A 26,749-nucleotide genomic window follows, 5' to 3' on the forward strand; every position below is an offset into this window, starting at 1 on the left:
CGAGGCGCCCGCTTGGTTGATGGAGACAAGGAAGACAGTGATGATGAAGACGAACGCGATGATGCCACGATCTCGCGACAAGCCTCGGACAAACCCGCATCAGGGGCTGACATCGTCAGACGCCAACGCCAGGGCCCCGGCACATCGGCTTCGCGCACCCAGTGATGCACCGTGACGCCACGCTTCTGCAAGGACAAGCGCAAAAGCAGCAGCGACCCCAGGTCCATGCGCACGGTCAGATCGACCGCCTCGCCGTCGGCGTCACGCCAGGGCGAGCTGGACCCGCCGGGCTGATCGGACCAGCGCTCACGCCAGTACAGGCGATGCCACGCTGGCGCTCCCCCGGCCTTCGATGCGGCCACGGACAAGCGCAGCGCACGCCATGCGCTCCACCCCCAGGCCGCCAGTGCTGTCGCTGAGGCCAGCGCCCACCACCACGGGCTGCGGCCCTGCCAGGCATCACGAGCCAGGCTGACCCACCAGCCCACCGCCAGCATGGCCAGCGCAGCCACGGCGCTGCGCCCGAGCGCATGCACCCAGGCCGGCTCGGGTGGCAAGACCCAGGCCGACGCGTCACCGAGCTCGTCGCTCGGGATCACACCCGTTTGAACACCAGGGAGCCGTTCGTGCCACCGAAGCCGAAGTTGTTCTTCAGCGCGATATCGATCTTGAGATCACGGGCCGTGTTGGCGCAGTAATCCAGATCACACTCCGGGTCCTGATTGAAGATGTTGATCGTGGGCGGCGAGACCTGGTGATGCAGCGCCAGCACGGTGAACACCGACTCTACCCCGCCCGCGCCGCCCAGCAAGTGGCCGGTCATGGACTTGGTCGAGTTGACGACCAGGCCCTTGGCACTGTCACCGAAGGCCGCCTTGATGGCATTGGTTTCATTGACATCGCCCAGCGGGGTCGAGGTGCCGTGGGCGTTGAGGTATTGCACCTGATCGGCATTCACACCGGCGTTGCGCAAGGCGTTGACCATGGAGCGACGGGGGCCGTCCACATCAGGCGCCGTCATGTGATAGGCGTCGGCACTCATGCCGAAACCCGCGACCTCGGCATAGATCCTGGCGCCACGGGCCTTGGCATGCTCGTACTCTTCGAGCACCATCACGCCAGAGCCTTCACCCAGCACAAAGCCATCGCGGTCCTTGTCCCAGGGGCGCGAGGCCGTCTTGGGATCATCGTTGCGCGTGGACAGGGCCCGGGCCGAGGCAAAACCGCCAATGCCCAGAGGCGAGACGGTGGACTCCGCACCGCCAGCCACCATCACATCGACATCGCCATACTCGATCATGCGAGCGGCCATGCCGATGCTGTGCAAGCCGGTGGTGCAGGCCGTCACGATGGCCAGATTGGGGCCCTTGAAGCCGCAATGAATGGACACGTGACCGGAAATCATGTTGATGATCGAGGCCGGCACGAAGAATGGAGAAATGCGACGAGCGCCTTTGTCCTTGTATTCCTGGTGCGTGGCTTCGATCAGGGGCAGACCGCCGATGCCCGAACCCACCAGGCAGCCGAAACGCTCGGCTTGCTCGGGAGTCAGGGCTTCGCCGGTCGGCAGACCCGAATCACGGACCGCCTGGATGCTGGCAGCCAGGCCGTAGTGGATGAAGGTATCCATGTGGCGGGCTTCTTTGGCGGGGATGTAATCCTCGATCTTGAAGCCCTTGACCTCACCGGCAAACTGCACGGCCAGGCCAGAGGCATCGAACCGTGTGACGGTATCGATGCCGGACTGACCAGCGATCAGATTCTTCCAGGACTCGTCCACCGTGTTGCCCACGGGTGAAACGAGCCCCAGACCAGTGACGACAACGCGACGACGGGTCATGCTCTGTACAAATATTGGATCGGTAGAGACAAACAAGGCCCCGAGGGGCCTTGTTCACAAGTCGGAGACTCAGGCCTTGACGTGGCCCTTGGCATAGTCGATCGCCAGCTGAACGGTGGTGATCTTCTCAGCCTCTTCGTCGGGGATCTCGATGCCGAACTCGTCTTCCAGAGCCATCACCAGTTCAACGGTGTCCAGGGAATCGGCGCCCAGGTCGGCCACGAAGGCCTTTTCGTTGGTGACTTCCGACTCGGCAACACCCAGTTGCTCGGCAATGATCTTTTTGACGCGTGCTTCGATATCGCTCATGACTCCTCCAGGAGGTGGTAACAAGGGGCAGATTCTACCGGTGGAAACACGACATTTCGGTTTCACCGGCTCCAATCGAATTGAGGCGCCCCAAACAAGGCCTCAATTCATGAACATCCCACCGTTGACGTGGATTTCCGTCCCGGTGATGTACGCGGCGCCAGGCGAGGCCAGAAAGGCCACGGTCTCGGCAATGTCTTGTGGCTGGCCCAGGCGGCCTAGCGGGATCTGCGCCTTCAGCGCGGTGTGCTGCTCGTCCGACAGGGACTTGGTCATGTCGGTGTCGATGAAGCCCGGGGCCACGCAGTTGACGGTGATGTTGCGGCTGCCCAGTTCGCGCGCCAGGGCGCGGGTCATACCCGCCACACCGGCCTTGGCGGCCGCATAGTTGGCCTGGCCGGGATTGCCGCTGGCACCCACCACGGACGTGATGTTGATGATGCGCCCGTGGCGCTGCTTCATCATGGGGCGCATCACGGCACGGCTCAGGCGGAACACCGCCTTGAGGTTGGTGTCGATCACGGCGTCCCAGTCCTCATCCTTGAGGCGCATGGCCAGCATGTCGCGGGTGATGCCGGCGTTGTTGACCAGCACGTGCAGGCCACCATGCTCCTTGATGATGCCGTCGATCAGGGCATCGACCCCGGCGGCATCGGTCACATTGAGCACCACGCCCTTGCAGCCTGCATGGGCCGACAGGGCATCGGAGATGCCTTGCGCACCCGACTCGCTGGTGGCGGTGCCGATGACCCGAAAGCCGCGCTCGGCCAGGGTCCGGGCAATGGCCTGACCGATGCCACGACTGGCGCCGGTGACCAGGGCGATCTGGGGGGAGGTGTTGTCGTTGCTCATGCCAGGATCCCCTTGGCCTCTTGCAGCGAGGCTGGATCAAAAATGGTGGCCGACACCAGGTCGGCATCGATGCGCTTGACCATGCCGGCCAGGACCTTGCCCGGACCGCACTCGATGACATGGGTCATGCCTCGGGCCTTGAGCGCCTGGATGGTCTCCACCCAGCGCACCGGGCCGAAGGCCTGACGGTACAGGGCGTCGCGCAAGGCGTCAACGTCGGCCGGTGTGGCCACGTCGATGTTGTTCAGCACAGGGATGCTCGGCGCCGCAAAGGGCGTCGCAGCCAGTTGCCCCTTGAGGCGCTCCGCCGCGGGCTTCATCAGGCTGGAGTGGAACGGCGCGGACACCGACAGCGGCAGCGCACGCTTGGCACCGGCTGCCTTGAGGATCTCGCACGCCTTGTCGACGGCCGCTTTGGTCCCGGCAATCACGGTCTGCTTGGGGTCATTGAAGTTCACGGCCTCGACGGCCTCACCGGTGGCTGCGACCGCCTCGGCACAACCGGCCTTGACGCCCTCGGCATCCATACCGAGGATGGCGGCCATGCCGCCCGCCCCGACGGGCACGGCATCCTGCATGGCCTGGGCTCGGAAGCGCACCAGAGGCAAGGCATCCTTGAGCGTCAGGGCACCGGCCGCGACCAGCGCCGTGTATTCACCCAGCGAATGGCCCGCCACGATGGCGGGCTGCAAGCCCGTGTCCGCCAGCCAGGCGCGCCAGCACGCCACCCCCGCCGTCAGCATCACCGGCTGCGTGTTGGTGGTCAGATCCAGACGGTCCTTGGGGCCTTGGGCAATCAAGGCCCCCACGTCTTCACCCAGGGCCTCGGAAGCCTCGGCCAGCGTCTCGCGCACGGCGGGGTGGTCGCCCCAGGCGTCGAGCATGCCCACGGCCTGCGAGCCCTGGCCTGGAAACACGAATGCAAATGCGGTCATGTGGTCGTCTCGTGTGATGGAATGTGGATGAGTCAGTAATCGATGAGGGCACCGCCCCAGGTGAAGCCGCCGCCCATGCCCTCGAGCAGCAGGCTCTGCCCGCGGGTCACCAGTCCCTGCCGGATGGCGTGATCCAGCGCCAGGGGGATCGATGCCGCCGAGGTGTTGCCATGCTGATCCACGGTCACCAGCACGCGCTCCATGGGCAAACCCAGTTTGCGCGCGGCGGTCTGCATGATGCGGATGTTGGCCTGGTGCAGGATCAGCCAGTCCACTTGCGTGATGTCACGCCCGGCCAGGGTCAGCACCTCTTCGGTGGTCTCGCCCAGGGCCACGATGGCCTGCTTGAACACGGCCTGCCCTTCCATGCGCAGGAAGGGATCGCCCAGGACCTCACCGCCCGAGATCGTGCCGGGCGTCTTGAGGATGTCGGCGTAGGCGCCATCGGCATGCAGGCAGGAAGCCACGATGCCGGGCGCGGAGGAGACCTCCAGCAGCACGGCGCCCGCACCATCGCCAAAGAGCACGCAGGTGGTGCGGTCCTTGAAATCAAGAATGCGGGAGAAGACTTCAGCGCCAATGATGAGCGCCTTGCGGGCCGCGCCGGTGCGGATCATGGCGTCCGCAATGGACAGGGCATAGATGAAGCCCGAGCAGACGGCCTGCACATCGAACGCCGCTCCTCCCCGGATACCCAACTGGCGCTGGATGAGGCAGGCGGTCGACGGGAACACCATGTCAGGCGTCGAGGTGGCACAGATGATGAGATCCACCTCGGAGGCGGCACAGCCTGCGGCCTCCAGCGCCTGCAACGCGGCCTGGGCCCCCATGCTGCTGGAGCTCATGCCCGGGTCGGCAAAGTGGCGAAAGCGGATGCCCGTGCGTTCCACGATCCAGGCATCGGACGTCTCGATGCCATCGCGGGCGAGCTGGTCGGCCAGGTCCTGATTGCTCAGGCGCCTGGGTGGCAGGCAACTGCCGGTTCCGGCGATTCGAGCATACAGGCGGATGGAGCCTGGCCCGTCCCCGCCGGCAACCTTGGGGGATGGAGTCATGAAGCCGAGGTCAGGCCACGCGTCCGATGGGAGCCGATACGCTCCCGGCGACTGCGCCGCCCGTTGCACCTTGTGAGTTGTCGGGTTCGACACCCTCGCCGGGCAGACTGCCTACGGTGGCCGCGATGCGGTCGTGGACGCGGTCCAGCAAACGATGTCGGGCCGCATCATAGGCTCTTTTCAGGGCCTGCTCGAAAGAGAAGGCATCAGCCGAACCGTGGCTCTTGAAGACCAGGCCACGCAAGCCCAGCAAGGCTGCACCGTTGTAACGACGGTGATCCATGCGCTTTTTAAAGTGAGATAGCACCGGAAGAGCGACGATCGCGACAAGCTTGGTGAACACATTGCGCGTGAACTCCTGCTTGATCACCCCTGCGAACAAGGTCGCGAGCCCCTCTGCCGTCTTCAGGGCGACGTTCCCGACAAATCCGTCACACACGACGAGATCGGTCGTGCCCTTGAAAATATCGTTGCCCTCGACATTGCCGTGGAAATTGATCGCCCCACGGGCCGCTGCCTGGCGCAGCAATTCGCCCGCCTGCTTGATGACCTCATTGCCCTTGATGACTTCTTCGCCGATGTTGAGCAGGCCCACCGTGGGGCTTTCCTTGCCCTCGACCGCGGCCACCAGGGCCGAGCCCATGACGGCAAATTGCAGCAGATGTTCTGCACTGCAGTCCACATTGGCGCCCAAATCGAGGATGGTGGTGTAGCCGTCCTTCTGGTTGGGCATCACCGAGGCGATGGCCGGGCGATCGATGCCCTCGATGGTCTTGAGCACGTAACGCGCCACTGCCATCAGCGCACCCGTATTGCCCGCGGACACGCAGGCGTGCGCACCGGACACGCCTGACGCATCAGGCTTGACTTGGGTGATGGCCACGCGCATGGACGAATCCTTCTTGCGGCGCAGGGCCACCTCGACGGGATCGTCCATGGCGACGACTTCAGAGGCGCTCACCAGGGTGACACGCTCCCAGCCCTTGGCCGGCGCAATGGCCTCGGGCAAGCCCACCAGCAGCAGCTCGGCGTGCGGGTGGGTATCTAGAAAGGCCTTGCACGCTGGCAAGGTGATGGACGGACCATGGTCTCCGCCCATGCAATCCACGGCGATACGCACGGGGCCTTGCAAATCAGGCAGAGAGGACCGAGCCGCCCCTGCCACAGCAGGAGACACGGGGACAGTGGTGGTGCTCATCGGATCAGGCATCCTGTCTCAGGCCACGCGAGCCAGAGCCCAGGCCTGAACAGAGTTTGGGCCGGAAGGCCGACATACATCGGCACGACCAGCCCGAAACGCATGATGACTGGCAAACCAGCCTCATGCCAAATGAATCAGATCACAGGGGCGCAGCCGCGCGGCACCCCGATGCATCTCAGGCGTCAGCCTTGGTCTTGAGGACCTTGCGACCACGGTAGAAACCGGTCGGGCTGATGTGGTGACGCATGTGCACTTCACCGGTGGTGGGCTCCACGCCCGTGCCCGGGGTGACCAGGGCGTTGTGCGAGCGGTGCATACCGCGCTTGGAAGGCGACTTTTTGTTCTGTTGAACGGCCATGTTGGACTCCAGTACTCGGGTTGATGACAACCCGCTTCAGTTCGGCTTGAATTTTGGTCAATCCAGACCAGCAAGTACGCCATGAAATGAACGCAAGCCAGACGACTGACTCAAACCTGCTACCCGGGAAACCATAGATTCTATCACGAGATATTCGCCTTATTCAAGGCAGCAATACCTCCACCCCTGCGATCAGCGCCCCTCTCCCCCCTCGGATTCCCCCTTTTTGAGCTTGGCCAGCACGGCAAAAGGGTTGGGCCGCTGGCCTCGGGGGGGCTCGCCACCGGCCTCGGTCGAGGCATCGGAGACACCCACCTCGGGTGCCTCATCGCCATCGACACCGGGATCCGACACCGACATCAAGGGTTGCTCGGGGCAGGTTTCATGGCGCGGCACCAAGGGTGAGGCCATGATCAGTTCGTCCTCGATCAAGGACAGCAGATCAAAACTGCGACTCAAAGGCAGCACGTCGTCATCCGACTCGGCATCGAGTTCGGCCGCCGCCTTTTCATCCACCACAAAGCGGATCTGACGCTCCAGCGCCACCGGCAGGACGACGGGATGCAGGCAACGCTGGCAAGTCCAGGGCAGATCAGCGTGCGCTGTCAGGTCCAGCCACAACTGAGGACCACCCACACGCTGAGGCACCAGTCGGCCCTGAGCCGTCCAGCTCACAGGGGGAATGCTGTCCTGGGCCACTTCGGGCGCCAGACTGTCGGCCAGGCGGGGCAAGTCGCTCAGGGCCGAAGGCCCCTCCAGCGGGGATTCAGATTCGATGAAAGCCCCGATGTTCAGTTTTCGGGGCGTGAATTGACGCGGTTTCATGGGCGCAGTGTAGGGCAAGGCCGACGCCGGCCTGCTCATGGCGACGACAATAGCGACCATGCTTGACGCGCTCCCCACTGACCTGCCCGCCCTGGTGCTGGGCTCCACCTCCCCATACCGGCGTGAACTGCTGAGCCGACTGGGCCTGCCCTTTCGCGTCCAGGCACCAGAGGTGGACGAGACCCCCGTGGCGGATGAACGCCCGATCGCCCTGGCCCAGCGCCTGGCTCTGGCCAAGGCTCGGGCCGTGGCAGCCTCCTGCCCTGACGACGTCGTGGTCATCGGCTCGGACCAGGTGGCCGACCTGCATGGCCGGCCTTTGGGCAAGCCCTGTCAGCACGATCGAGCCGTCCAGCAATTGCAGGCCATGCGCGGACAGGAGGTGCTGTTCCACACGGCCGTGGCCGTGGTGCGCCGCCATACCGGTTTCGAAGCCGAGGTCATGAGCACGGTGCACGTGCACATGCGGCACCTGAGTGATCAGGAGATCGAGACCTATCTGCGCCTGGAGCAGCCCTATGACTGCGCCGGCAGCGCCAAGTGCGAAGGATTGGGCATCGCCCTGCTGGACCGCATCGACTCCGAGGACCCGACCGCCTTGATCGGCCTGCCACTGATCCCTCTGACACGCCTGCTGCGCGATGCCGGACTGGACCCGCTGCAATGGCATGCACGCGCGCATCCCCACACCTCCGCCCTGAACCACGATTCCGCCCCTACCGCATGACCTCCGATACTCCTCCGACAGGCCGCCTGCTGCTCATCCCCAACACCCTGGATCTGGGCAGCATCCCCGACGGTGCGCCGCAGCCCTCGTTGCATGACACCCTGCCCCTGAGCGCCCTTCAGGCCGCCGCGCGGCTGCAGCACTGGGTGACGGAAAACGCCAAAACCACCCGCGCCCTGCTCAAACGCGTGGATGCGATCGAACCCTTGCGCACACCTTTGCAGCAGTTGGACATCCAGGTGCTGCCCCGCCCCCCCAAGGGCACGGCCGCAGCCATCCCCGATGCCGCCTGGGATGCCTTGCTGGCGCCGGCCCGTGCCGGCCAGGACATCGGCCTGATGTCGGAAGCCGGCCTGCCCGGCGTGGCCGACCCCGGCGCCGGTCTGGTGCTGGCGGCCCATCGCGCCGGCATCGCCGTGTTGCCCATCTCGGGCCCCAGCTCCCTGGTGCTGGCCATCGCAGGCAGCGGCCTGAACGGACAGAGCTTCGCCTTTCAGGGTTATCTGCCCACCGACGCCACACAACGCACGCAGCGCATCAAGGAACTGGAACTGCTCTCGCGCAAGCAGCGCCAGACCCAGTTGGTCATTGAGACGCCCTACCGCAACGACACACTCTTCAAGGCCCTGCTGCAAACGCTGCAGCCCGAGACCCTGCTGTCGGTGGCCTGTGGCCTGACCCTGTCGCCAGGCTGGTGCAAGACCCTGAGCGTGGCGCGCTGGCGACGCCAGGAGGTGTCGTGGCCCGACAACCTGCCCGCGGTGTTTTCCTGGCTGGCCGCATGAGCGGCGCATTCTTGACACAATGCAGATGTTGCACTTGACGAGCCTGATGCAGTGAACACGCCCATCGAATCCTTCCCCCCTGAACACGCCACCGCACCCAGCGATCTCGTCTTGAAGCTGGGCTACGCAGGCCTGATCCCCTTCGTGGGAGGCGCACTGTTCATTTGGCTGCTGGCCGGGCAGGCGGACAACACGCCCTTCGTCTTCGTGGTCGATGCCCTGTCCAAATATGCGGCCGTCGTCATCTCCTTCCTGGGCGGCATGAACTGGGGCATGGTCATGCGCGCCTCGCCAGAGGCTGCTGCCAGCCACACGGTGCATCGCGCCCTGTGGACCGGCATTGCCTACAGCCTGGCCGCCTGGGTGGCCGTGTGCATGCCGGCCCATGCGGGTCTGGTGGTCCATGGTGGGTTGCTGATCGCCTGCTACATCAGCGACCGCAAGACCTACCCTGCCCTGGGCGTGGCCCCCTGGCTGACCTTGCGCTTTCGTTTGACGACACTCGCCAGCCTGAGCTGTTTCCTGGCCGCGGCGCAGATCTGATGTCTGCTGCCCTGACCGCCCGACGGACCTCTCCCTCCCGCGCTGCATGATCGACTACCGCATCGACGTGGGTCAGCCCCACACCCACCGCTACACCGTGACCCTGCAGGTGCGCCAGCCCGGTGCCCAGGTGCGGCTGAGCCTGCCCGTATGGATTCCCGGCAGCTATCTGGTGCGCGAGTTCGCGCGGCATCTGCTCCATCTGCAGGCCAGTCAGGGCGACACGCCCTGCCCCACCCTCCAGCAGGACAAGACCAGTTGGTTGATCCATTGCGCAGGCAACAAGCCGCTGACCGTGCGCTATGAGGTCTACGCCAACGACACATCGGTGCGCGCCGCCTTTCTGGACGCCCGGCGTGGCTTTTTCAACGGCACCAGCGTCTTCCTGCGGGTCGAGGGCCGGGAAACCGAGGCCCACCGCGTGCAGATCGCCCGCTTGCCCAAGGGCTGGAAAGTGGCCACCTCACTGCCATCCATCAAGGTGGATGCGCGCGGCCAGGGCAGCTACGAAGCCCCGGACTACGACGCCCTGGTGGACCACCCCGTCGAGCTGGGCACCTTCTGGCATGGGCACTTCAGCGTGCGCGGCGTGCGCCACGAACTGGTGGTCACTGGGGCCGCCGATCATGCCGATCTGGACCGCGTCCTGGCAGACACCCAGCGCATCTGCGAAGCCCAGATTGCCTTTTGGCACGGCCGCCGCAAGCCCCCGTTCGATCGTTACGTCTTCCTGCTCAATGTGATCGAGGACGGCTATGGCGGGCTGGAGCACCGCGCCAGCACCGCCCTGATCTGCTCGCGTCGCGACCTGCCTCGCCAGGGCCATGCCCAGGCCGGCGACGCCTACACGACGCTGCTGGGCCTGATCAGCCACGAGTACTTCCACACCTGGAACGTCAAACGGCTCAAGCCGACCGAGTTCGCCCCCTACGACTACACGCAGGAGAACTACACGCAGATGCTGTGGTTCTTCGAGGGCTTCACCTCTTACTACGATGATCTCTTCCTGCTGCGCACCCAGCGCATCGATGCACCACACTACCTCAAGCTGCTGATCAAGCCGATCAATCAAGTCCTGGCCACGCCTGGTCGACGGGTGCAGAGCGTCGCCCAGGCCAGCTTCGACGCCTGGACGCGCTACTACCGCCCGGACGAGAACACCGCCAACGCCACGGTGAGCTACTACACCAAAGGCTCGCTGGTGGCCCTGGCGCTGGATCTGTCGCTGCGCCTGGGCCCGCCGCGCGCCGATGGCGCGATCCCCAGCCTGGATGGTGTGATGGCCCGGCTGTGGGCCTTGCAGCGGCCCATCACCCAGGCCGATGTGGCCCAGGTTCTCCACGATGAAGCCACCGCACCGCCGCGCCATGCGCGCGACTGGGGCACCTTGCTCGACCGGTGGGTGCATGGCACCGATGATCTGCCTCTGCAGGACCTGCTGGAGGCCTTTGCCGTCCGCTGGACGGACAAGACGGGATCGGCCAGCCAGCAACTGGGCTTGCGCGCCCATGAGACGCCGCAAGGGCTCAAGGCTCAGTCCGTGATGCATGGCAGTCCGGCCGAACAGGCCGGGCTCAGCGCCGGCGACGAGCTGATCGCCCTGGATGGCTGGCGCCTCAAGCGCCCGGATGATCTGAACCACTTCCACCATGGATCGCGCGAGCAATCCCTCCTGATCTGCCGTGACCAGCGGCTCATGACCCTGACACTGCCCGTCCCAGGCACAGGCACCTCGCCCTGGAATCACACCGTCTTGCTGACGCTCAAGGACGGCGCGCACGATCCTCAGGTCGATCTGGGATTCAACCGCCGCAAGGCCTGGCTGGGCTGCTGATTCATGGCCAGGCAGGGCGATCGCGCGGCTTCACGACCTCGGGCACTGGCCCTGGGTGCCATCATCGCCACCGTGGTGGCGGCGCATGCCCTGCTCACACAGTTCGTGATGCTGCGAATGCAGGAGATGAGCCCGGATCAGGCGCCGACCATCAAGCGCATGGAAGCCTCGCTGGTGGCGGACATGGAGTTGACCGCCCCACCCGTGGTGTCGGCACCACCGGCTGTGCCCACGCAGCCTGTCGCGGCGCCGAGGCCCGCCCCGCGCGCCGCCTCGGCGGCCTCTCGCCCGGAGCCCAAGCCCTCTGCACCCGAGGCTGCCTCCAGCCCCACCGAGCCGGTGAGCGAGCCCATCGCGGTGGCGCTGGCGCCCTCCGCTCCAGCGTCTGCGCCCGAAGCAGCGACGCCCGCAGCGTCGGCCGCCGCCAGTGCGCCCGCCTTCGAGTGGCCACAAGCCACACGGGTCACCTTCAAGATGGAGGGCTATCTGCGTGGCCCCATCTACGGCAGCGCGCAAGTGGAATGGGTCCGTGAGGACATGCGCTACCAGGTCCATGTGGATGCCTATGCCGGGCCCAGCTTTGCGCCCATCGCGTCTCAACGCTGGACGAGCGAAGGCACCATCTCGCCTGACGGACTCACGCCGGGCCGCTTCGAATCGATCAACAAGCTGCTCATCAAGAGCTCTGCGCCCAAGATCGTGACCTTCGACGAGCAGGAGGTGGTTCTCCCCAATGGCGACCGTTTCCCCAAGATGCCGGGTGTTCAAGACCCCGCCAGCCACTACATCCAGATGGCCTACCAGTTCATGCTCAAGCCCGGCCTGCTCAAGGTGGGCAACACCATCGAGATGCCCCTGGCATGGACCAAGAAGCAAGAAACCGTCACCTATGACGTGGACGGAGAGGAGGCGCTCGACACCCCGCTGGGCAAGGTGGACACTTTCCGTCTCAAACCACGCAAGTTCCAGAACTCCAAGGGTGACGAGGTCCTGGCCGACATCTGGATCGCCCCTTCGCTGCAGTACCTGCCGATCCGGATGCTCATCCGTGTGGGCAAGGACAACTACTTCGACATGAAGATGGACAAAGCGCCGCAGCAGGCACCCGGCGGAAGCACCCAGGCACCTCGGGCCGCATCAGATCCACTGTGATCCCAATGTGATCCATATGGGCCCGGCGAATGCTCTGAGCGTCAGCGTGCAGCCGCCGATGCCTTGACCAGTCGCTGCTCGATCACAGGGATGGGTGCGGCGGAAGCCAGGCGGCTGCCGTCTTCAAAGAACATGGCCGGTGTGCCATTGACCCGCAGCTTCTGCGCCAGGGCCAGATTGCGCTGCGACGGCGTATTGCACATGCCGAAGGCTTTGGCCGGCACACGGTCCTGTGTCATCCAGTCACGCCAGGCCTGGGTGCGATCCTTGAGGCACCAGATGGTGTCCGCCTTGGCCTTGGAGTCTTCCCCCAGGATGCCGATCATGAAGGTGTAGATGGTCACATCCTTGAGGTTCACGAAGCCCTTTTCAAGGGCCTTGCAGTAACCGCAGTTGGGGTCGGCGAACACCACCAGTCGACGCTTGCCATTGCCGTTCTTCCAGACCACGGCATCACGCAGGGGCAGATTGTCGAAATCCACCTTGTTGATGTCATCCAGACGCTCCTGTGTCAGGTCGCGCTGGGTGCGGGTCTCCAGGATGTGGCCTTCGATCAGGTGCTCACCCTTGGCGTCTACATAGAAGACGTTCTGGCCCGCACGGATCTCCAGCAGACCCGGGATGGGGGTGGTGCGCAGACCGTCGATGACCGGAAAGCCCTGCATGCGCTGAGCCAGCTTCTGCTTCAGGGCATTGGCCTGCTCGGCGGGCACCTCGCTCTGAGCCATCGACGCCGTCGAGACTGCGCCCATCAGAGAGGCCACCACCATCGGGGCCAGGGCCACCGTCAACTTCGGGAGAAAACGCACAAGCATCCTTTCAGGCGTCGAGGGCGCGGCTCACAAGCCAGCGCTTGACTGGGGTCAGTCGATCCAGCAGACCCATGCCACGGTTGCGAAGTTCCCGCGGCAGGTTCTGGTCATTGGCAAACAAATGCAGCAAAGTATCCGTCAGGCCCGCCATGGCCTGCGTCGGCAACCAGCGGGCACGCGCGTAACGACGCAACACACGCTCGTCCCCGGGTGAACGCCAGGGCTCGCGCTCACGCGACTGCCCCAGCACATCGACGAGCGCATCCACATCGGCCAGCCCCAGGTTCAAGCCCTGCCCTGCCAGAGGATGGACCTGATGTGCGGCATCACCCAGCAAGGCCCAGCCCGGTCCGGTCCAGGTGTCTGCCTGGGCCAGCGCCAGGGGCCAGGACGCCACCTCGGAGGTGAGCGTGAGATCGCCCACGGCCAAAGCGCCTGCAGCATCGCTCTCGCGCAAGGCTTGCTGCAGTTCGGCCTCGAAAGCATGCGGTGGCAGGGCCATCAGCGCTTGCGCGCGCTCCCTGGGCACCGACCAGACCAGGCCGTAGGACGCCCCAGGCGCCGGGTCATTGAAAGGCAGCAAGGCCAGAACGTCTGGCGAGCGGAACCACTGGCGGGCAATGCCTGCATGTGGGCGACTGGCCTTCAGGCGAGCCGCCACACCCCAATGGCCGTAGTCATGACGTGTAAAGGAGACACCCAAAGCACTGCGGGTACCCGAGAACTTACCCTCGCAAATGGCCAGCAGGGATGCGCTCACACCCGCGTTGTCGGGCCCCAGCGGAGGGACTTGGGTCACGTGAGGCGCGAACCGCAAGGCCTCCCCGAGCAGACGTTCAAGCGCCCCTGCATCGACGATCCAGGTGAGCTCACCTACGCACTGTTGCCAGGCCGAGAACGTCAGCCCCCCGCCCTCGTCTCCCTGGATGCGCATCTCGTGCACAGGGGCTGCGTGGGCCTGCAACTGGGGCCACACACGCAGACGCTCAAGCAAGGCAATCGCTCTCGCATTGAGTGCATAGGTACGGATATCGTGTGGGCGCGCCGTCAGGGCCCCAGGCTCACAGGCCCACGCCACCCGCCAGCCTTGCCCGGACAAAGCCAGGGCCAGCGCCCGTGCCACGGCACCGCTGCCACTGACACATACATCGAAAACGGCTGAAGTCATGCGTGGCATTCTAGTGTCATGGCCCCCTCAAGCAAGGGACATCAGGGGTGCGCCCGACAGACAGAGCCCTGCTTTGAATCTACATTTCGCATTTAATGCATCTTTTCGCCATGAATGGCTTGGCCCAAGGCCCGATACGCTGTGACCACGACAACCACCACACACAATCAGGATGACGGCAGCCCCGTGGTGGCGCTGCTCGAGCGCAAGACCACCCTGATTGCACTGGGTATCGGCACCGTCGCGACCCTGATGGTGCACATCGTCGAGACATTGACCCACACGATCGCCGCCCATGACCGTCTGGGGCAACCCTTGCTGGCCCTGGCCCTTCTGGGCCTGTTCCTGCGTCTGCGCTTCAAGCCCGACACGCTGCTGACCACCCAGCGCATGGCCATCCTGACGCTGCAGGTGTACTTCATCATCGGCGTGATCCACCTGAGCTTCTTCAACCTGGACCATGTCGGGCCTTTCTGGATGTCCACCACCTACATGTGGTGCATCCTGATCACCTTGCTGCTGCACATCACCTGGCCCCAGCGGCAAGCCCTGGCCTGGTCCCTGATCCTGCTGACCATCGTCTCCATCCCTCCGGCCCTGAGGGTCATGGATCTGCCCCTGGAGCAATGGGAGGCCGACTATGCGCCACTGATGATCAACGGCATCCTGGTGCATGTGGCCGTGATGCTCAGCCTCCTGGGCGTCTCCCGGCTGCGCCACGGCGTCGTGCGCATCCTGGCGTCGGACGGCCCTGTTGGCCCCTCCGACGCCCGGCATGCACTGGAGCAGTGGATGACGGACAAGACCACGGCCCTGGCTGAAGCTCGCGACTCGGCCGAGGCCGCCTCCCGGGCCAAGAGCCAGTTCCTGGCCGTCATGAGCCACGAGCTGCGCACGCCCCTGCATGCCATGCTGGTGTCGGCCGACCTGCTCGCAGAACGCCCGGAAGGCCCTCTGCCCGAGCGCGAAGCCCGCCTGGTCAGCACCATCCACAACAGTGGCAAGCATCTGCTGGCCCTGATCGATCAGGTGCTGGACCTCTCGCGCATCGAAGCGGGCAAGGTGACACTGGTCAATGAGGTTCTGGACTTGTCCTCCGTCTGTCGCCGGGCCACCGAAGCCGTGCTGCCCATGACCCAGAGCAAGGATCTCTCCCTGAGCCTGCATGTCGACCCGGCCCTGCCACTCCAGAGACGCGGTGACGCTTTGCGTCTGACCCAGGTGCTGATCAACTTGCTGGCCAATGCCTGCAAGTTCACGGAGCACGGCGGGATCCAGTTGAAGGTGTTCGGCCATGCCGATGAGCGGATCGAGTTCCAGGTGATCGACACCGGTCCGGGTCTGAGTGACGAAGCCCAGGGGCGCGTCTTCGAGGCCTTCTACCAGGCCGACCATGACAGCACGCGCCGCCACGGCGGTGTCGGGCTGGGCTTGACCATCACACGCGAGCTGGTCGAGCTCATGGGCGGTGAGCTGGCGCTGGAGAGCCGCGAGGGCATCGGCACCACCGTGCGTGTCATCGTGCCGCTGGCGATCTCCTCCGGGCTCGTCGCCGACCCGGTCGCGCCCCCGTCCCGCGATAGTGCGATTGAAGGGGTTCGTGTGCTGGTGGTGGAAGACGACCCCGTCAACAGCATGCTGGCTTGCGAGGTGCTCAAAAGCGCGAAGGCCATTCCGGAAGCTGTTGACAGTGGCGAGGCCGCCCTGACCTTCCTGCGGGACCATTCCGTGGACCTGATCCTGATGGACTTCCGCATGCCCGGCATGGATGGGCTGGAAGCCACACGCCGCATCCGCGGCGGTGAGGCGGGTCACAAAGCCCGTCTGCTGCCCGTGCTGGGCCTGACGGCCAACGCCTATCTGGAAGACCGCGAACAGTGCCTCGAAGCGGGCATGAGCGACGTGCTCACCAAGCCCATCGAAAGCCGCGCTTTGGTGCGCGCGGTGGCCCAATGGCGGCTCAAACCCGTGACCTCGTAGAATCTCGGCTTACTTCTCCCGAATCGACGAGACCAGACAGGATCGACCATGAGCCTCAAATGCGGCATCGTGGGCCTGCCCAATGTGGGCAAGTCCACCCTTTTCAATGCGCTGACCAAGGCGGGCATCGCCGCTGAAAATTACCCCTTCTGCACCATCGAGCCCAATGTGGGCGTGGTGGAGTTGCCTGACCCGCGCCTCGATGCCCTGGCCCAGATCATCCAGCCTGAGCGCATCGTGCCTGCCATCGTCGAGTTTGTCGACATCGCCGGGCTGGTCGCCGGTGCCTCCCAGGGTGAAGGCCTGGGCAACCAGTTTCTCTCGCACATCCGCGAAACCGATGCCATCGTCAACGTGGTGCGCTGTTTCGAGGACGAGAACGTGATCCACGTGGCCGGCAAGGTCGATCCGATCTCCGACATCGAAGTCATTCAGACCGAGCTGTGCCTGGCCGATCTGGGCACCGTCGAGAAAAGCCTGCACCGCTACAACAAGACGGCCCGCTCGGGCGACAAGGAAGCCCAGGCCCTGGTCAAGGTGCTGGAGAAATGCCAGGCCGCGCTCAACGAGGCCCGACCCGTTCGCTCGGTCGACTTCAGCAAGGAAGAGCTGGCCCTGGTCAAGCCCCTGTGCCTGATCACGTCCAAGCCCGCCATGTTCGTGGGCAATGTGGACGAAAGCGGCTTCGAGAACAACCCCTTCCTGGATCGACTGAAGGAATATGCGGCCAAGCAGAACGCGCCCGTCGTGGCCATTTGCGCCAAGACCGAGGCCGAACTCTCCGAGATGAGTGACGAAGACCGCACCATGTTCCTGGCCGAAATGGGTCAGGACGAGCCGGGCTTGAACCGTCTGATCCGCGCCGCCTTCAAGCTGCTGGGTCTGCAGACCTACTTCACGGCTGGCGTCAAGGAAGTGCGCGCCTGGACCATCCACATCGGCGACACGGCCCCTCAGGCTGCCGGGGTGATCCACACCGATTTCGAGCGCGGCTTCATCCGCGCACAGACCATCGCCTTTGAGGACTTCATCCAGTTCAAGGGCGAACAAGGTGCCAAGGATGCCGGCAAGATGCGCGCGGAAGGCAAGGAATACATCGTCAAGGATGGCGATGTGATGAACTTCCTGTTCAACGTCTGACCGCTGCCCTGCAGGGCAGAAATCGCCAAATGGCAGGGCATCGGTGCGCTTTTCGCCCGATGCTCTTTTTTTTCCGCTCGCACACTGAACATGTCGTACCCGGGTGCTGCGAGCAGTCATGCCGCGCTCAAACCATGATCGCCATCGTTTTGCAGCCAGCGCGCCCCTTCTGACTGACCCACTCGATGGCTGACTGCCGGATTGATGGGGCATTCTCGGGAGGAGAATTCCATGAGTGCGACCGATCTGATGAGACGGTTTTCGATCCGCGCCCGCATGCGCGGCTCGATGGCGCTGGTGCTGGCTCTGCTGGCCCTGCTGGGTGGCACAGGCCTGGTCTGCATGCACCGGATGCAGGGTCTGTACGCCGAATTTCAACATCACTCCGTGTCGGAAACCCGTGCGCTGTCTGATGTGCGAGAGGCCCTCGGGCAGGTGCGTCGCCATGAAAAAGACCTCATGCTGGCCTCAGGACAGCCCAGTGAGATCGAGCGCCACCGTCAGTCCTGGTTGAGCGCCCGGCAGCGACTCGATCAGGCCATCGCACAGATGCTCACCGGTGAAGAAGACGAGGACAACCCGGTGCTGCGCAAGGTGAACGAGCAACTGCAGCCTTATCACCAAGCCATGCTGGCCATGATCCCGCAACTGTCACAGGGCTCGCTCAGCGGCAGCCAGGCGCTGGCGCAATCCCGCGCGATCCTGGCTCAGATCGACCAGATCGACAGCACGACCGAGCAGCTCGACAAGATCCTGCAAGAAGAAGCCCAGCACAGCCAGGACGAGCAGCAACAGGCCCTCGAGACCACGGAAATCCTCTTCATCGGCACCGTGGCTCTGGCCGTGATCGTCGCCATTCCGCTCACCTGGCTCAATGAGGTCAGCATCTGCCAGCCAATCGATCAGGCGCGCGCTGTGGCCCAGCGCATCACCCAGGGGCATCTCTCCGGTCAGATCGACACCCAGGGCAGCGACGAAGCGTCCCAACTCCTGCGCGCGCTGGATCTGATGCAAGCCTCCCTGCAGCGCCTTGTGGGCGAGGTTCGCGCCACGGCAGAATCCATCTCCACGGCGTCGGCGGAAATCGCCACCGGCAACATGGACCTCTCCAGCCGCACGGAGAACACTGCGTCGAGCCTGCAGCAAACGGCCAGTTCCATGGAGCAGCTGACCGGAAATGTGCAACAAAGCGCACAGGCCGCCAGCCAGGCCAATGAACTGGCCACCCAGGCTGCACAGGTGGCCAGCACGGGCAGCGCACTCATGAGCAATGTGGTTTCCAGCATGGCAGAGATCGACTCGGCCAGTCGACGCATCAGCGAGATCATCGCCGTCATCGACGGCATTGCCTTCCAGACCAACATCCTGGCGCTCAACGCCGCCGTGGAAGCCGCGCGCGCCGGCGAGCAGGGCCGAGGCTTTGCCGTGGTGGCCAGTGAGGTGAGGTCTCTGGCGCAGCGCAGCGCCACAGCCGCGCAGGAGATCAAGACGCTGATCCATGCCTCGAGTGAGAAAGTCAGCTCGGGGACGCTGCTGGTCAACGATGCGGGAACGGCCATGGAGCAGATCATGAGCAGCGTCCAGCGGGTCACCAGCGTGATCAGCGAGATCAGTCATTCGTCAGGCGAGCAGAGTTCGGGCATTGTCCAGATCAACCAGGCGGTGAACCAACTGGACCAAATGACCCAGCAGAACGCCGCCCTGGTCGAACAATCGGCCGCCGCTGCAGCCAGCCTCAAGGAGCAGGTTCAGCGTCTCAACGCGTCGATTGACACCTTCTCCGCCTGAATCAGCCCCCCCTGCGGCGAGATGCCGTCGCAAGGGGGCGCTGATTCAGGCTTCAGTTTTTCGGTAAGTGGCCGATAGTGCTTAGAGGTTTCACGTCGACCTGGGCAGCCCCCCTCATCGCCCTTCAACTGACTGCAGCGAGGACATGCATGGACACCGCGATTCAAAACACCCCCACGGCTCAGAGCAACTCGGCCCCTGGCGCCAGCATTTCCCGCCTGGGGGCAGGCCCTTCGGGTCTGGGTCGTGGTCTGGCTCCCAAACAATCCTCTCGCCAATCCAGTGCAGGGCGTGAATTTCTCACGTTCCGGCTGGGTAGCGAGGAGTACGGCATCGACATCCTCAAGGTACAGGAGATCCGCTCCTACGAGCCGCCCACCAAGATCGCCAATGCGCCCTCCTACCTCAAGGGGGTGGTCAATCTGCGTGGCGTGATCGTTCCCATCATCGATCTGCGCGTCAAGTTCAATTGCCTCAACGAGCTGGGCGAGGCCGAGATCAACAGTTTCACCGTGGTGATCGTGCTCAACGTCAAGGGGCGCGTGGTGGGTGCCGTCGTCGACTCGGTCAGTGACGTGATGCAACTGGCCGATCAGGCCATCCAGCCCGCACCGGAGATGAGTGCTTCGGTGATCGACACCTCCTACATCACCGGCATCGCCAATGTCAGCGATCGCCTGCTGATCCTGATGGACATCGAGGCTTTGATGAGCAGCTCCGACATGGGCCTGATCAATTCCCTGGCCGATCACTGAAGCATGGATGGCGGCGCCGGGCGTGCGCCGCGCCACGAGAGGATAAGGAAGTCATGAGTCAATCTGCCACCCACGTCAATACGCCCCAGGGACTCAATGCCGATCAGGCCATGCTGATCGTGATCGGTCTGTACGGTCTCATCGCCATGGCCATCGGATACGAATATGGCCAGATGGGATTGGCCCTGGGCATCTCTCTGCCATTGATCCTGCTGGCGGCAGGCAGTTATGGGCTGTCCAAGGGCAGCCTGTTCACTCGCTGCGTGCTGGCCGCCGTGGCCATGAGCCAGGTGGCGTTGCACATCCAGCTCTCTCGGGGCATGGTGGAGTTCCATTTTGGGGTCTTCGTCACGCTGGCCTTCCTGCTGGTCTACCGGGACTGGCGCCCGATCTTGCTGGCGGCCGGCTTGGTCGCAGTGCACCACATCGCCTTCGATCGGCTGCAACTGGCGGGTGCCCCGGTGTTCTGCCTGCCTCAGGCCCACTTTCCCACCATCCTGATCCACGCGGGTTACGTGGTGCTGCAGACCGCGGTCGAGATCCCCATCGCCGTGGCCATGCAGCGTGGCGCCGTTCAGGGTGACGAACTCCGGCGCATCGCTTCGGCCGCCATGCACGAGGGCAGCGTCAATCTCTCTGTCAATCGCCTGCCGGCCAGCTCGCCCGTGGCGCGGCAACTGCAGGAGGTCTTCTCCCAACTGGGTCAGGCCCTGCATGACGTCCAGCAATCGGTCCACACCATCTCGCAAGCCTCTCAGGAGATTGCGGCCGGAAGCCTCGATCTGAGCGCCCGCACCGAATCCACCGCAGCCAGCCTGCAGCACACCACCTCATCGATGGAGCAACTGACCGGCACGGTGCAGCACAGCGCCGATTCAGCCCGCCAGGCCAATGAGATGGCCAGCGGCGCAGCCCAAGCGGCTCACCGGGGTGGCAGCATCGTCTCGCAGGTGGTGGAGAGCATGTCCGAGATCAACACGGCCAGCCACCGCATCAATGAAATCATCGGTGTCATCGACGGCATCGCCTTCCAGACCAACATCCTGGCGCTCAATGCCGCCGTGGAGGCCGCCCGAGCCGGCGAACAGGGTCGAGGCTTTGCCGTGGTGGCCTCGGAGGTGCGCTCGCTGGCACAGCGCAGTGCCCAGGCCGCCAAGGAGATCAAGACGCTGATCGGTGCATCGACCGAGAAGGTCGAATCGGGCACCCAGCTCGTTCACGAGGCCGGCAGTGCCATGCAGGAGATCGTGGCCAGCGTGCAGCGGGTGTCCGACATCATCAGCGAGATCACGGCCACCACGACCGAGCAGAGCCATGACATCGGTCAGGTCACCCAGGCCGTGTCACAGCTCGATCAGATGACACAGCAGAACGCCGCGCTGGTAGAGCAGTCGGCCGCCTCGGCGGAAAGCCTCAAGGCACAGGCCAATCACCTCTCCAGCATTGTCAGCACCTTCCAGCTGAGCGGCGCGCGCTGATCAGTCGGCCCGGCGCAAGGTGGCCAGCACAGGCCGCTGCAAGAGCCCGCGCAGACTCCACCAGCCCGCCAGCGACACCAGCGCCGCCCCCACGGCTGCACCTGCCAGAGGCCCCCACCAGGGCGGCTGCCAGGGAAACTCGAAGACCTGGGATGCCAGCGCCCCGCCAATGGCCAGCGCCGCGACAGCCGCCAGGCCACCGGCCAGCACGCCCACCAGCAGCAACTCCCGCGTCTGCACCTGCTGCAGATGCTTGCGGCTGGCACCCAGGGCGCGCATCACGGCCCAGTCAGAGGCTCGCCGCTCGCGCGACGACCACAGGCCTGTCAGCAACACCAGCACGCCCGCCGCCAGGGTGAAGACAAAGAGAAACTCCACCGCCGAGATGACCTGGTCCAGCACACGCTGCACCTGGGCCAGCGACTGGCTCACGTCCACCAGGGTGATGTTGGGGTAGCTGGCCACCAGGACCCGGTCCAGACGCCCCTCGTCCTTCACCTGGAAGGCCGAGATATAGGTCACCGGCCAATCGGGCGCCTGTGCCACAGGCGTCATCACGAAAAAGTTCACCCGCATCGACGCCCAGTCCAGCTTGCGCAAGCTGGTGATCTGCCCCACCGAACGTTGCCCGGCCATGTCGAAGGTGAGGCGATCGCCCAGCTTCAGGCCCAGGGTTTTGGCCAGGCCCTCCTCCACACTCAGTTCGCCAGCCGGGTGCCTGGTGGACACATACCGCCCGGCCACCACCTCGTTGTGGCTGGGGGCCTGGGCCGCATGGCTGAGATTGAACTCGCGGTCCACCAGACGCTGGGCACGCTCCTCGGCATAGTCCTCGGGCTTGACCGCCTTGCCGTTGATCTCGATGAGGCGAGCGCGGGCCATGGGATACCAGTCAAATCGCTGGATGCCACTGGTGCGCAAGTCCTTCTGGAAGGATTCGACCTGATCGGGCTGGATGTTGATGACAAAGCGGTTGGGTGCGTCCGGCGGCGTGGACTGCCGCCAACTGGCGATCAGGTCGGTGCGGATCAGGATCAGCAGGAACACCGCCAGCAGACCCAGGGACAAGGCACACACCTGGGTGACCGTGGCCATCGGTTGCGCCACCAGGGTCTGACAGGCCTGACGCCACACCACCGAGGCCGCACGACCGGCTGCACTGTTCAACCAGCGCCGCACGGCGACCAGGATCAGCGCGGCGATGCCCGCCAGCACCAGCACAGCCGCCGCCATGCCGCCCAGCGCGATGCCGGCCATCTTGGCGTCACGCACCACCAGGGTCAACAGCAACACCATGGCCAGCACACCGCCCAGCAGCACCGACACGGAGGCCACTTTGGGCACCCCCAGTTCACGCCGCAGGACGCGCAAGGCCGGCACTTGCGCCAGTTGCAACAAGGGCGGCAGACCGAAACCCAGGGTCAGGGTCATGCCCACGCCCATGGCCAGCATCACCGGCCACCAGCCTGGCAGGGGCAGATCCACCTTGACCAGATCGGCCAGCAGCCACACGAACACCTGATGGAACAAGGCACCGGCCAGCAGCCCCAGTAAGGAAGCCAGCAGGGCCACCACCGTCAGCTCGATCACATAGGCCTGGATCATGGCGCGCTGCGACACCCCCAGCACCCGCAGCAAGGCGCAGTCATCCAGTCGCTGCAGCGCAAAATCGCGTGCCACCATGGCCACCACCACGGCCGCCATCAGGGCCGCGAGCAAAGCCACCAAGCGCAGGAACAGGCCCGCGCGATCGATGGTGGAGCGCATCTCGGGACGGCCGTCGTCCAGGGTCTCGACCCGCACGCCGCGCAGCCGCGTGGCATCGTCACGGGCCTGCTGAGTGAAGGCCTTCACGCGGGCATCGTCTCGCGCCGCGCCCATGCCCCTGGGGGCAGGTCCGGGTAAGGCCGCTGCATCCCCGGCACGCGGTGCGCCCGCCACCAACAAACGCCAGGTCACCCGGCTGGCTGGCTGCACCAGACCCGTGGCCGGAAGATCGGACGCATGGAGCATGACGCGCGGCGAAAAGCTCACAAAGCCGCCCCCTCGGTCAGGCTCCGTGGCGATGACGGCGGCAATGGTGAACGAGGCATCCCCCAGCCAGAGCGGGTCACCCACATTCAGGCGCAATGCCTGCAACACACCGGGGTCGACCCACACCGTGCCCGGCTGCGGCCCCCCTGCAGGCGCGAAACGTTCATGGGCCAGGCGCCCATCGGGCATCCACTGCCCCAGGGTCAGGCGCCCCCGCAAAGGGTAGCCCTGGTCCACTGCCTTGACCGCCACCAGGCGTGTTTCTCCGCCTTGCGCGTCGGGCGCTCGGGCCATGCTGGGGAAAACCGCCGTCGTGCTGGTGCGCAGACCGGCCTGCCGGGCCGACTGCGCCAGAGACTCCGGCAGGCGCTGGTCACCCACCACCACCACGTCGGCCCCCAGCAACTGGGCGGCATCACGCTGCAGGCCACGCTCGATGCGATCGGCAAACAGCCCCACCGATGACAGCGCCGCCACCGCCAGCGCCACGGCCAGCCACAGCCAGCGCAAGGTGCCCGAGCGCAGATCGCGCCACAACTGCTGCCATACCCACGAACCCATGTGTGATCACCTCATGTCATCCAGGTGCAACGGCCCTGGCCAAAGACGGCGTCTGGCGATATGCTCACCCGGCGACTTGCCCCGCAGTATGCCTACTCGGGCCCGGTCACGCTTGAAGCCATGCATACCGCCCCACTGCCCTCACTGTATCTGTCGCACGGATCCCCCATGATCGCGGTGGAGGACAGCCCGACCCAGCGTTTTTTCAAGCAGTTGGGGCCGGTGTTTGAGTCATGCTTCGGTCGCCCACGCGCCGTGGTCATCATGAGCCCGCACAGCATGAGCCGCACACCGGTGGTGCTGGGCGCCGCACGGCACGGCACCCTCCATGATTTTGGAGGCTTCCCGGAGGCGCTCTACCAGGTGCAATACAACGCACCCGGTGACACCGCCCTCGCCCAGCGGGTGAGCGAATTGCTGAGCCACAGTGGACACCCCATGCCCTGCGTGCCCGAAGGGGGGCTGGACCACGGCATATGGACGCCGCTGATGCACCTGTGGCCTGATGTGTCCATGCCGGTGGTCCCCGTGATGTTGCCCGCTCTGGCCGGGCCCGTCGAATTGCTGCGCATGGGGCAGGCGCTGGAACCGCTGGCCCATGAGCAGGTGCTGGTGATCGGCTCGGGCAGCCTCACGCACAACCTGCATCGCGTGTTCGCAAGCGCCATGCCTGCGGTGGATGCGCCGGAGGCGGGTGACTGCGCTGCCTTCCGACGCTGGGTGCACCTGCAGGCGCAGGACCTGAATTGGCAGGCCCTGCTGGACTGGCGTGCCCAGGCGCCCCATGCCCTGGCCATGCACCCGACCGACGAACACTGGCGGCCTTTCTATTTCGCAGCCGGGGCTGCGGGTCAGCACCCCGATGCCCGACGCATCCATGCCGATGTCGAGTTTGGCTGCCTGTCCATGGATGCTTATGCCTTCGGCCCCTCAGCCGCCCGTCTGCTGCAAGCGCTGAGGCCCTGATCCTTCAGTGGGCAAAACGCTCGAAGGTCTGATCGAGCTGGGCGATCCAGGCGGCCTTGGCGGACGCCGGTGCAAAGCTGGCCTCGAAGCTGTTGCGCGCCAGGGTGTAGGCGGCCTGCGCATCGAGCTTCAGAGCGTCGAAGGTTTCCAGGAAGTTCTGATTCAGGTAGCCACCAAAGTAGGCGGGATCATCCGAGTTGATGGTGACCTTCAGGCCTGAGGCCAGCAGATCCTTGAGGTTGTGATCGGCAAGGGTCTTGAAGACACACAGCTTGACGTTGGAGAGCGGACACACGGTAAGCGCCGTGCCCTGGCGCGCCAGGCGTTGCACCAGGGCCGGGTCTTCGACACAGCGCACGCCGTGGTCGATGCGCTCGACCTGCAGCACATCCAGGGCGCTGATGATGTAGGCAGGTGGACCTTCCTCGCCCGCATGGGCCACCAGGTGCAGACCCAGCTCCTTGCAACGGGCATACACCCTCGCGAACTTCTCGGGCGGGTGGCCACGTTCACTGGAATCCAGGCCCACGCCGATGAAATGCTCACGATAGGGCAGCGACTGCTCCAGGGTGGCCAGGGCGGACTCTTCCGGCAGGTGACGCAGGAAGCACATGATCAGGCTGGCGCTCACGCCCAATTCGGTGTGGGCGCGCTGGCAGGCGCTGCTCAGGCCCTGGATCACGACTTCGAAGGGCACGCCCCGGTCGGTGTGGGTCTGAGGGTCAAAGAACATCTCGGTGTGGCGCACGTTCTCGTCACGGCAGCGCAGCAGGTAGGCCCAGGCCATGTCGTGGAAGTCTTGCGTCTTGAGCAGGACCGAGGCGCCGGCGTAGTAGATGTCCAGGAAGCTCTGGAGATCGGTGAAGGCATAGGCTGCCCGCAGGGCCTCGACGCTGGGGTAGCTCAGGGCGACGCCATTGCGCTGCGCCAGGGCGAAGATCAGTTCGGGCTCGAGCGAGCCTTCGATGTGCATGTGCAGTTCGGCCTTGGGCATGGCCTGAAGCAGCTCGGGCAGGCGATCGGCAGCGATGGAGGCGAAGGGCAGCGTCATGGTATGGATCGGGGTGATGGGTGGCCTCATCACTCTAGCAAAGGATGCGACTGGGTTTGAGCGTTTTGGCGTGAGAGCGCAGGGCTGGGTCGGCGGGGGCCGGCAGGCCAGGCTTCAAGTGGGTGGTCCCGCTGCGCGGGACTGCCTTGCGGTGCTCGGCGAGAGGCAGCGTTGGCGAACTCACTGCGCGCCCTTCAGGCGCTCCGTTCAAACAACGCCAACGGGTCAGTGGTGGATGCGTGCTGCGCACGCCTGCCTCCCGCCTGCGCGCCTCCAGCACCCACACAGGCGCCCAGCCTGCCGGCCCCCGCCGCCCTTGGTCGCCCTGCTGGTGGCATGCATAGGCCCAGGGGCCAGGGCATGCGGCGGCTGATGCGATATGGCACAGGTGGCCGATCCTTGAGCGCGCCAGGGATGGCATGCCGCCACGGGCTCGTCGCACACCACCAGTGGGGCGACCCAAGGGCCGAGGGGGCCTGTTGGCCGGGCGCCTCGGGGGCGCCGAGCAGCGGAGCGTTGGGGTGGGCGCGCGCAGCGCGCATCAAGAACTGACTTGTCGGGGTTGTCCGAGCGCAGCGCCTGTGGGCGCGAAGCGAGTTC

Annotated in this window: 24 protein-coding genes; 11 read left to right on the forward strand and 13 right to left on the reverse strand. The window is 65.0% G+C overall.

All coding sequences use genetic code 11. The features are described 5' to 3' along the window. The 9 genes from VFW84_RS13295 to VFW84_RS13335 form a co-directional block, all read right to left on the reverse strand. Positions 1–599: hypothetical protein (locus tag VFW84_RS13295; RefSeq protein WP_414638987.1), on the reverse strand; the 599-nt coding region annotated here is incomplete at its 3' end. Continuing rightward, a complete protein-coding gene (fabF, locus tag VFW84_RS13300) occupies positions 596–1,840 on the reverse strand; it encodes a beta-ketoacyl-ACP synthase II (RefSeq protein WP_329680942.1) in 1,245 nt (414 codons plus the stop codon). The genes VFW84_RS13295 and fabF, both read right to left, overlap by 4 nt. A gap of 69 nt (positions 1,841–1,909) precedes the next feature. After that, positions 1,910–2,149 (reverse strand): acyl carrier protein, encoded by a 240-nt coding sequence (acpP, locus tag VFW84_RS13305; protein WP_125243554.1) that lies wholly within the window; start codon positions 2,147–2,149, stop codon positions 1,910–1,912. A gap of 102 nt (positions 2,150–2,251) precedes the next feature. After that, positions 2,252–3,001, reverse strand: a complete 750-nt coding sequence (fabG, locus tag VFW84_RS13310) for a 3-oxoacyl-ACP reductase FabG (RefSeq protein WP_329680943.1) — start codon at positions 2,999–3,001, stop codon at positions 2,252–2,254. After that, positions 2,998–3,936: an ACP S-malonyltransferase gene (gene fabD, locus VFW84_RS13315; protein WP_329680944.1), complete on the reverse strand. Its 939-nt coding sequence runs from the start codon at positions 3,934–3,936 to the stop codon at positions 2,998–3,000. The genes fabG and fabD overlap by 4 nt, the downstream gene beginning before the upstream one ends. Before the next feature lie 32 nt (positions 3,937–3,968). After that, entirely contained in the window at positions 3,969–4,991 is a 1,023-nt protein-coding gene (locus VFW84_RS13320; protein WP_414638988.1) for a beta-ketoacyl-ACP synthase III, read from the reverse strand. A gap of 10 nt (positions 4,992–5,001) precedes the next feature. Further along, positions 5,002–6,111: a phosphate acyltransferase PlsX gene (gene plsX / locus VFW84_RS13325; RefSeq protein WP_414638990.1), complete on the reverse strand. Its 1,110-nt coding sequence runs from the start codon at positions 6,109–6,111 to the stop codon at positions 5,002–5,004. A gap of 256 nt (positions 6,112–6,367) precedes the next feature. Beyond that, complete coding sequence (gene rpmF / locus VFW84_RS13330) at positions 6,368–6,550, reverse strand: 50S ribosomal protein L32 (RefSeq protein ID WP_329680946.1); 183 nt, start codon at positions 6,548–6,550, stop codon at positions 6,368–6,370. Between the two features lie 192 nt (positions 6,551–6,742). After that, positions 6,743–7,375 (reverse strand): YceD family protein, encoded by a 633-nt coding sequence (locus tag VFW84_RS13335; protein ID WP_329680947.1) that lies wholly within the window; start codon positions 7,373–7,375, stop codon positions 6,743–6,745. A 58-nt stretch (positions 7,376–7,433) separates the two neighbouring features. Between VFW84_RS13335 and VFW84_RS13340 the strand changes: the two genes are divergently transcribed. The 5 genes from VFW84_RS13340 to VFW84_RS13360 are packed head-to-tail and all read left to right on the forward strand — an operon-like array spanning position 7,434 to position 12,416. Then, the gene (locus tag VFW84_RS13340) at positions 7,434–8,102 is read left to right on the forward strand and encodes a Maf family nucleotide pyrophosphatase (protein WP_329680948.1); all 669 of its coding nucleotides are present in this window, start codon (positions 7,434–7,436) and stop codon (positions 8,100–8,102) included. Then, positions 8,099–8,887, forward strand: coding sequence for an SAM-dependent methyltransferase (locus VFW84_RS13345; protein ID WP_329680949.1), 789 nt, complete (start codon positions 8,099–8,101; stop codon positions 8,885–8,887). The genes VFW84_RS13340 and VFW84_RS13345 overlap by 4 nt, the downstream gene beginning before the upstream one ends. Positions 8,888–8,938: 51 nt before the next feature. Further along, complete coding sequence (locus VFW84_RS13350) at positions 8,939–9,430, forward strand: DUF3429 domain-containing protein (RefSeq protein ID WP_329680950.1); 492 nt, start codon at positions 8,939–8,941, stop codon at positions 9,428–9,430. A gap of 46 nt (positions 9,431–9,476) precedes the next feature. Beyond that, on the forward strand, positions 9,477–11,264 hold the full coding sequence (locus tag VFW84_RS13355) for a PDZ domain-containing protein (protein ID WP_329680951.1): 1,788 nt from the start codon (positions 9,477–9,479) through the stop codon (positions 11,262–11,264). A gap of 3 nt (positions 11,265–11,267) precedes the next feature. Then, the gene (locus VFW84_RS13360; RefSeq protein ID WP_329680952.1) at positions 11,268–12,416 is read left to right on the forward strand and encodes a DUF3108 domain-containing protein; all 1,149 of its coding nucleotides are present in this window, start codon (positions 11,268–11,270) and stop codon (positions 12,414–12,416) included. Positions 12,417–12,457: 41 nt separating this feature from the next. Here the strand turns inward: VFW84_RS13360 and VFW84_RS13365 are convergent, their stop codons facing one another. Together VFW84_RS13365 and VFW84_RS13370 are read right to left on the reverse strand one after the other, a co-directional pair. After that, positions 12,458–13,225, reverse strand: coding sequence for a DsbC family protein (locus VFW84_RS13365; RefSeq protein ID WP_329680953.1), 768 nt, complete (start codon positions 13,223–13,225; stop codon positions 12,458–12,460). A 10-nt stretch (positions 13,226–13,235) separates the two neighbouring features. Beyond that, positions 13,236–14,396, reverse strand: a complete 1,161-nt coding sequence (locus tag VFW84_RS13370; protein ID WP_329680954.1) for an FAD-dependent monooxygenase — start codon at positions 14,394–14,396, stop codon at positions 13,236–13,238. Between the two features lie 141 nt (positions 14,397–14,537). On the opposite strand from VFW84_RS13370, the gene VFW84_RS13375 reads away from it, so the two are divergent. From VFW84_RS13375 to VFW84_RS13395, 5 genes are all read left to right on the forward strand, one after another. Continuing rightward, positions 14,538–16,376, forward strand: a complete 1,839-nt coding sequence (locus tag VFW84_RS13375) for an ATP-binding protein (protein WP_329680955.1) — start codon at positions 14,538–14,540, stop codon at positions 16,374–16,376. Between the two features lie 48 nt (positions 16,377–16,424). Further along, the gene (gene ychF / locus VFW84_RS13380; protein ID WP_329680956.1) at positions 16,425–17,516 is read left to right on the forward strand and encodes a redox-regulated ATPase YchF; all 1,092 of its coding nucleotides are present in this window, start codon (positions 16,425–16,427) and stop codon (positions 17,514–17,516) included. 231 nt (positions 17,517–17,747) lie between these two features. Beyond that, positions 17,748–19,304 carry a methyl-accepting chemotaxis protein gene (locus VFW84_RS13385; protein ID WP_329680957.1) on the forward strand — a complete coding sequence of 519 codons (1,557 nt, stop codon included), beginning with the start codon at positions 17,748–17,750 and terminating at the stop codon, positions 19,302–19,304. 149 nt (positions 19,305–19,453) lie between these two features. Continuing rightward, entirely contained in the window at positions 19,454–20,059 is a 606-nt protein-coding gene (locus tag VFW84_RS13390; protein ID WP_329680958.1) for a chemotaxis protein CheW, read from the forward strand. A 53-nt stretch (positions 20,060–20,112) separates the two neighbouring features. Further along, on the forward strand, positions 20,113–21,537 hold the full coding sequence (locus VFW84_RS13395; RefSeq protein ID WP_329680959.1) for a methyl-accepting chemotaxis protein: 1,425 nt from the start codon (positions 20,113–20,115) through the stop codon (positions 21,535–21,537). Here VFW84_RS13395 and VFW84_RS13400 read toward each other — a convergent pair whose 3' ends face one another. Beyond that, the gene (locus VFW84_RS13400; RefSeq protein WP_329680960.1) at positions 21,538–24,132 is read right to left on the reverse strand and encodes an ABC transporter permease; all 2,595 of its coding nucleotides are present in this window, start codon (positions 24,130–24,132) and stop codon (positions 21,538–21,540) included. A gap of 120 nt (positions 24,133–24,252) precedes the next feature. Here VFW84_RS13400 and VFW84_RS13405 point away from each other — a divergent pair, with 120 nt between their 5' ends. Next, entirely contained in the window at positions 24,253–25,098 is an 846-nt protein-coding gene (locus VFW84_RS13405; protein WP_329680961.1) for a class III extradiol ring-cleavage dioxygenase, read from the forward strand. Positions 25,099–25,102: 4 nt separating this feature from the next. Here the strand turns inward: VFW84_RS13405 and VFW84_RS13410 are convergent, their stop codons facing one another. Continuing rightward, complete coding sequence (locus VFW84_RS13410) at positions 25,103–26,149, reverse strand: adenosine deaminase (RefSeq protein ID WP_329680962.1); 1,047 nt, start codon at positions 26,147–26,149, stop codon at positions 25,103–25,105. Positions 26,150–26,749 lie beyond the last annotated feature (600 nt).

The organism is Aquabacterium sp., from assembly GCF_036279655.1.
GTDB lineage: Bacteria > Pseudomonadota > Gammaproteobacteria > Burkholderiales > Burkholderiaceae_C > Aquabacterium.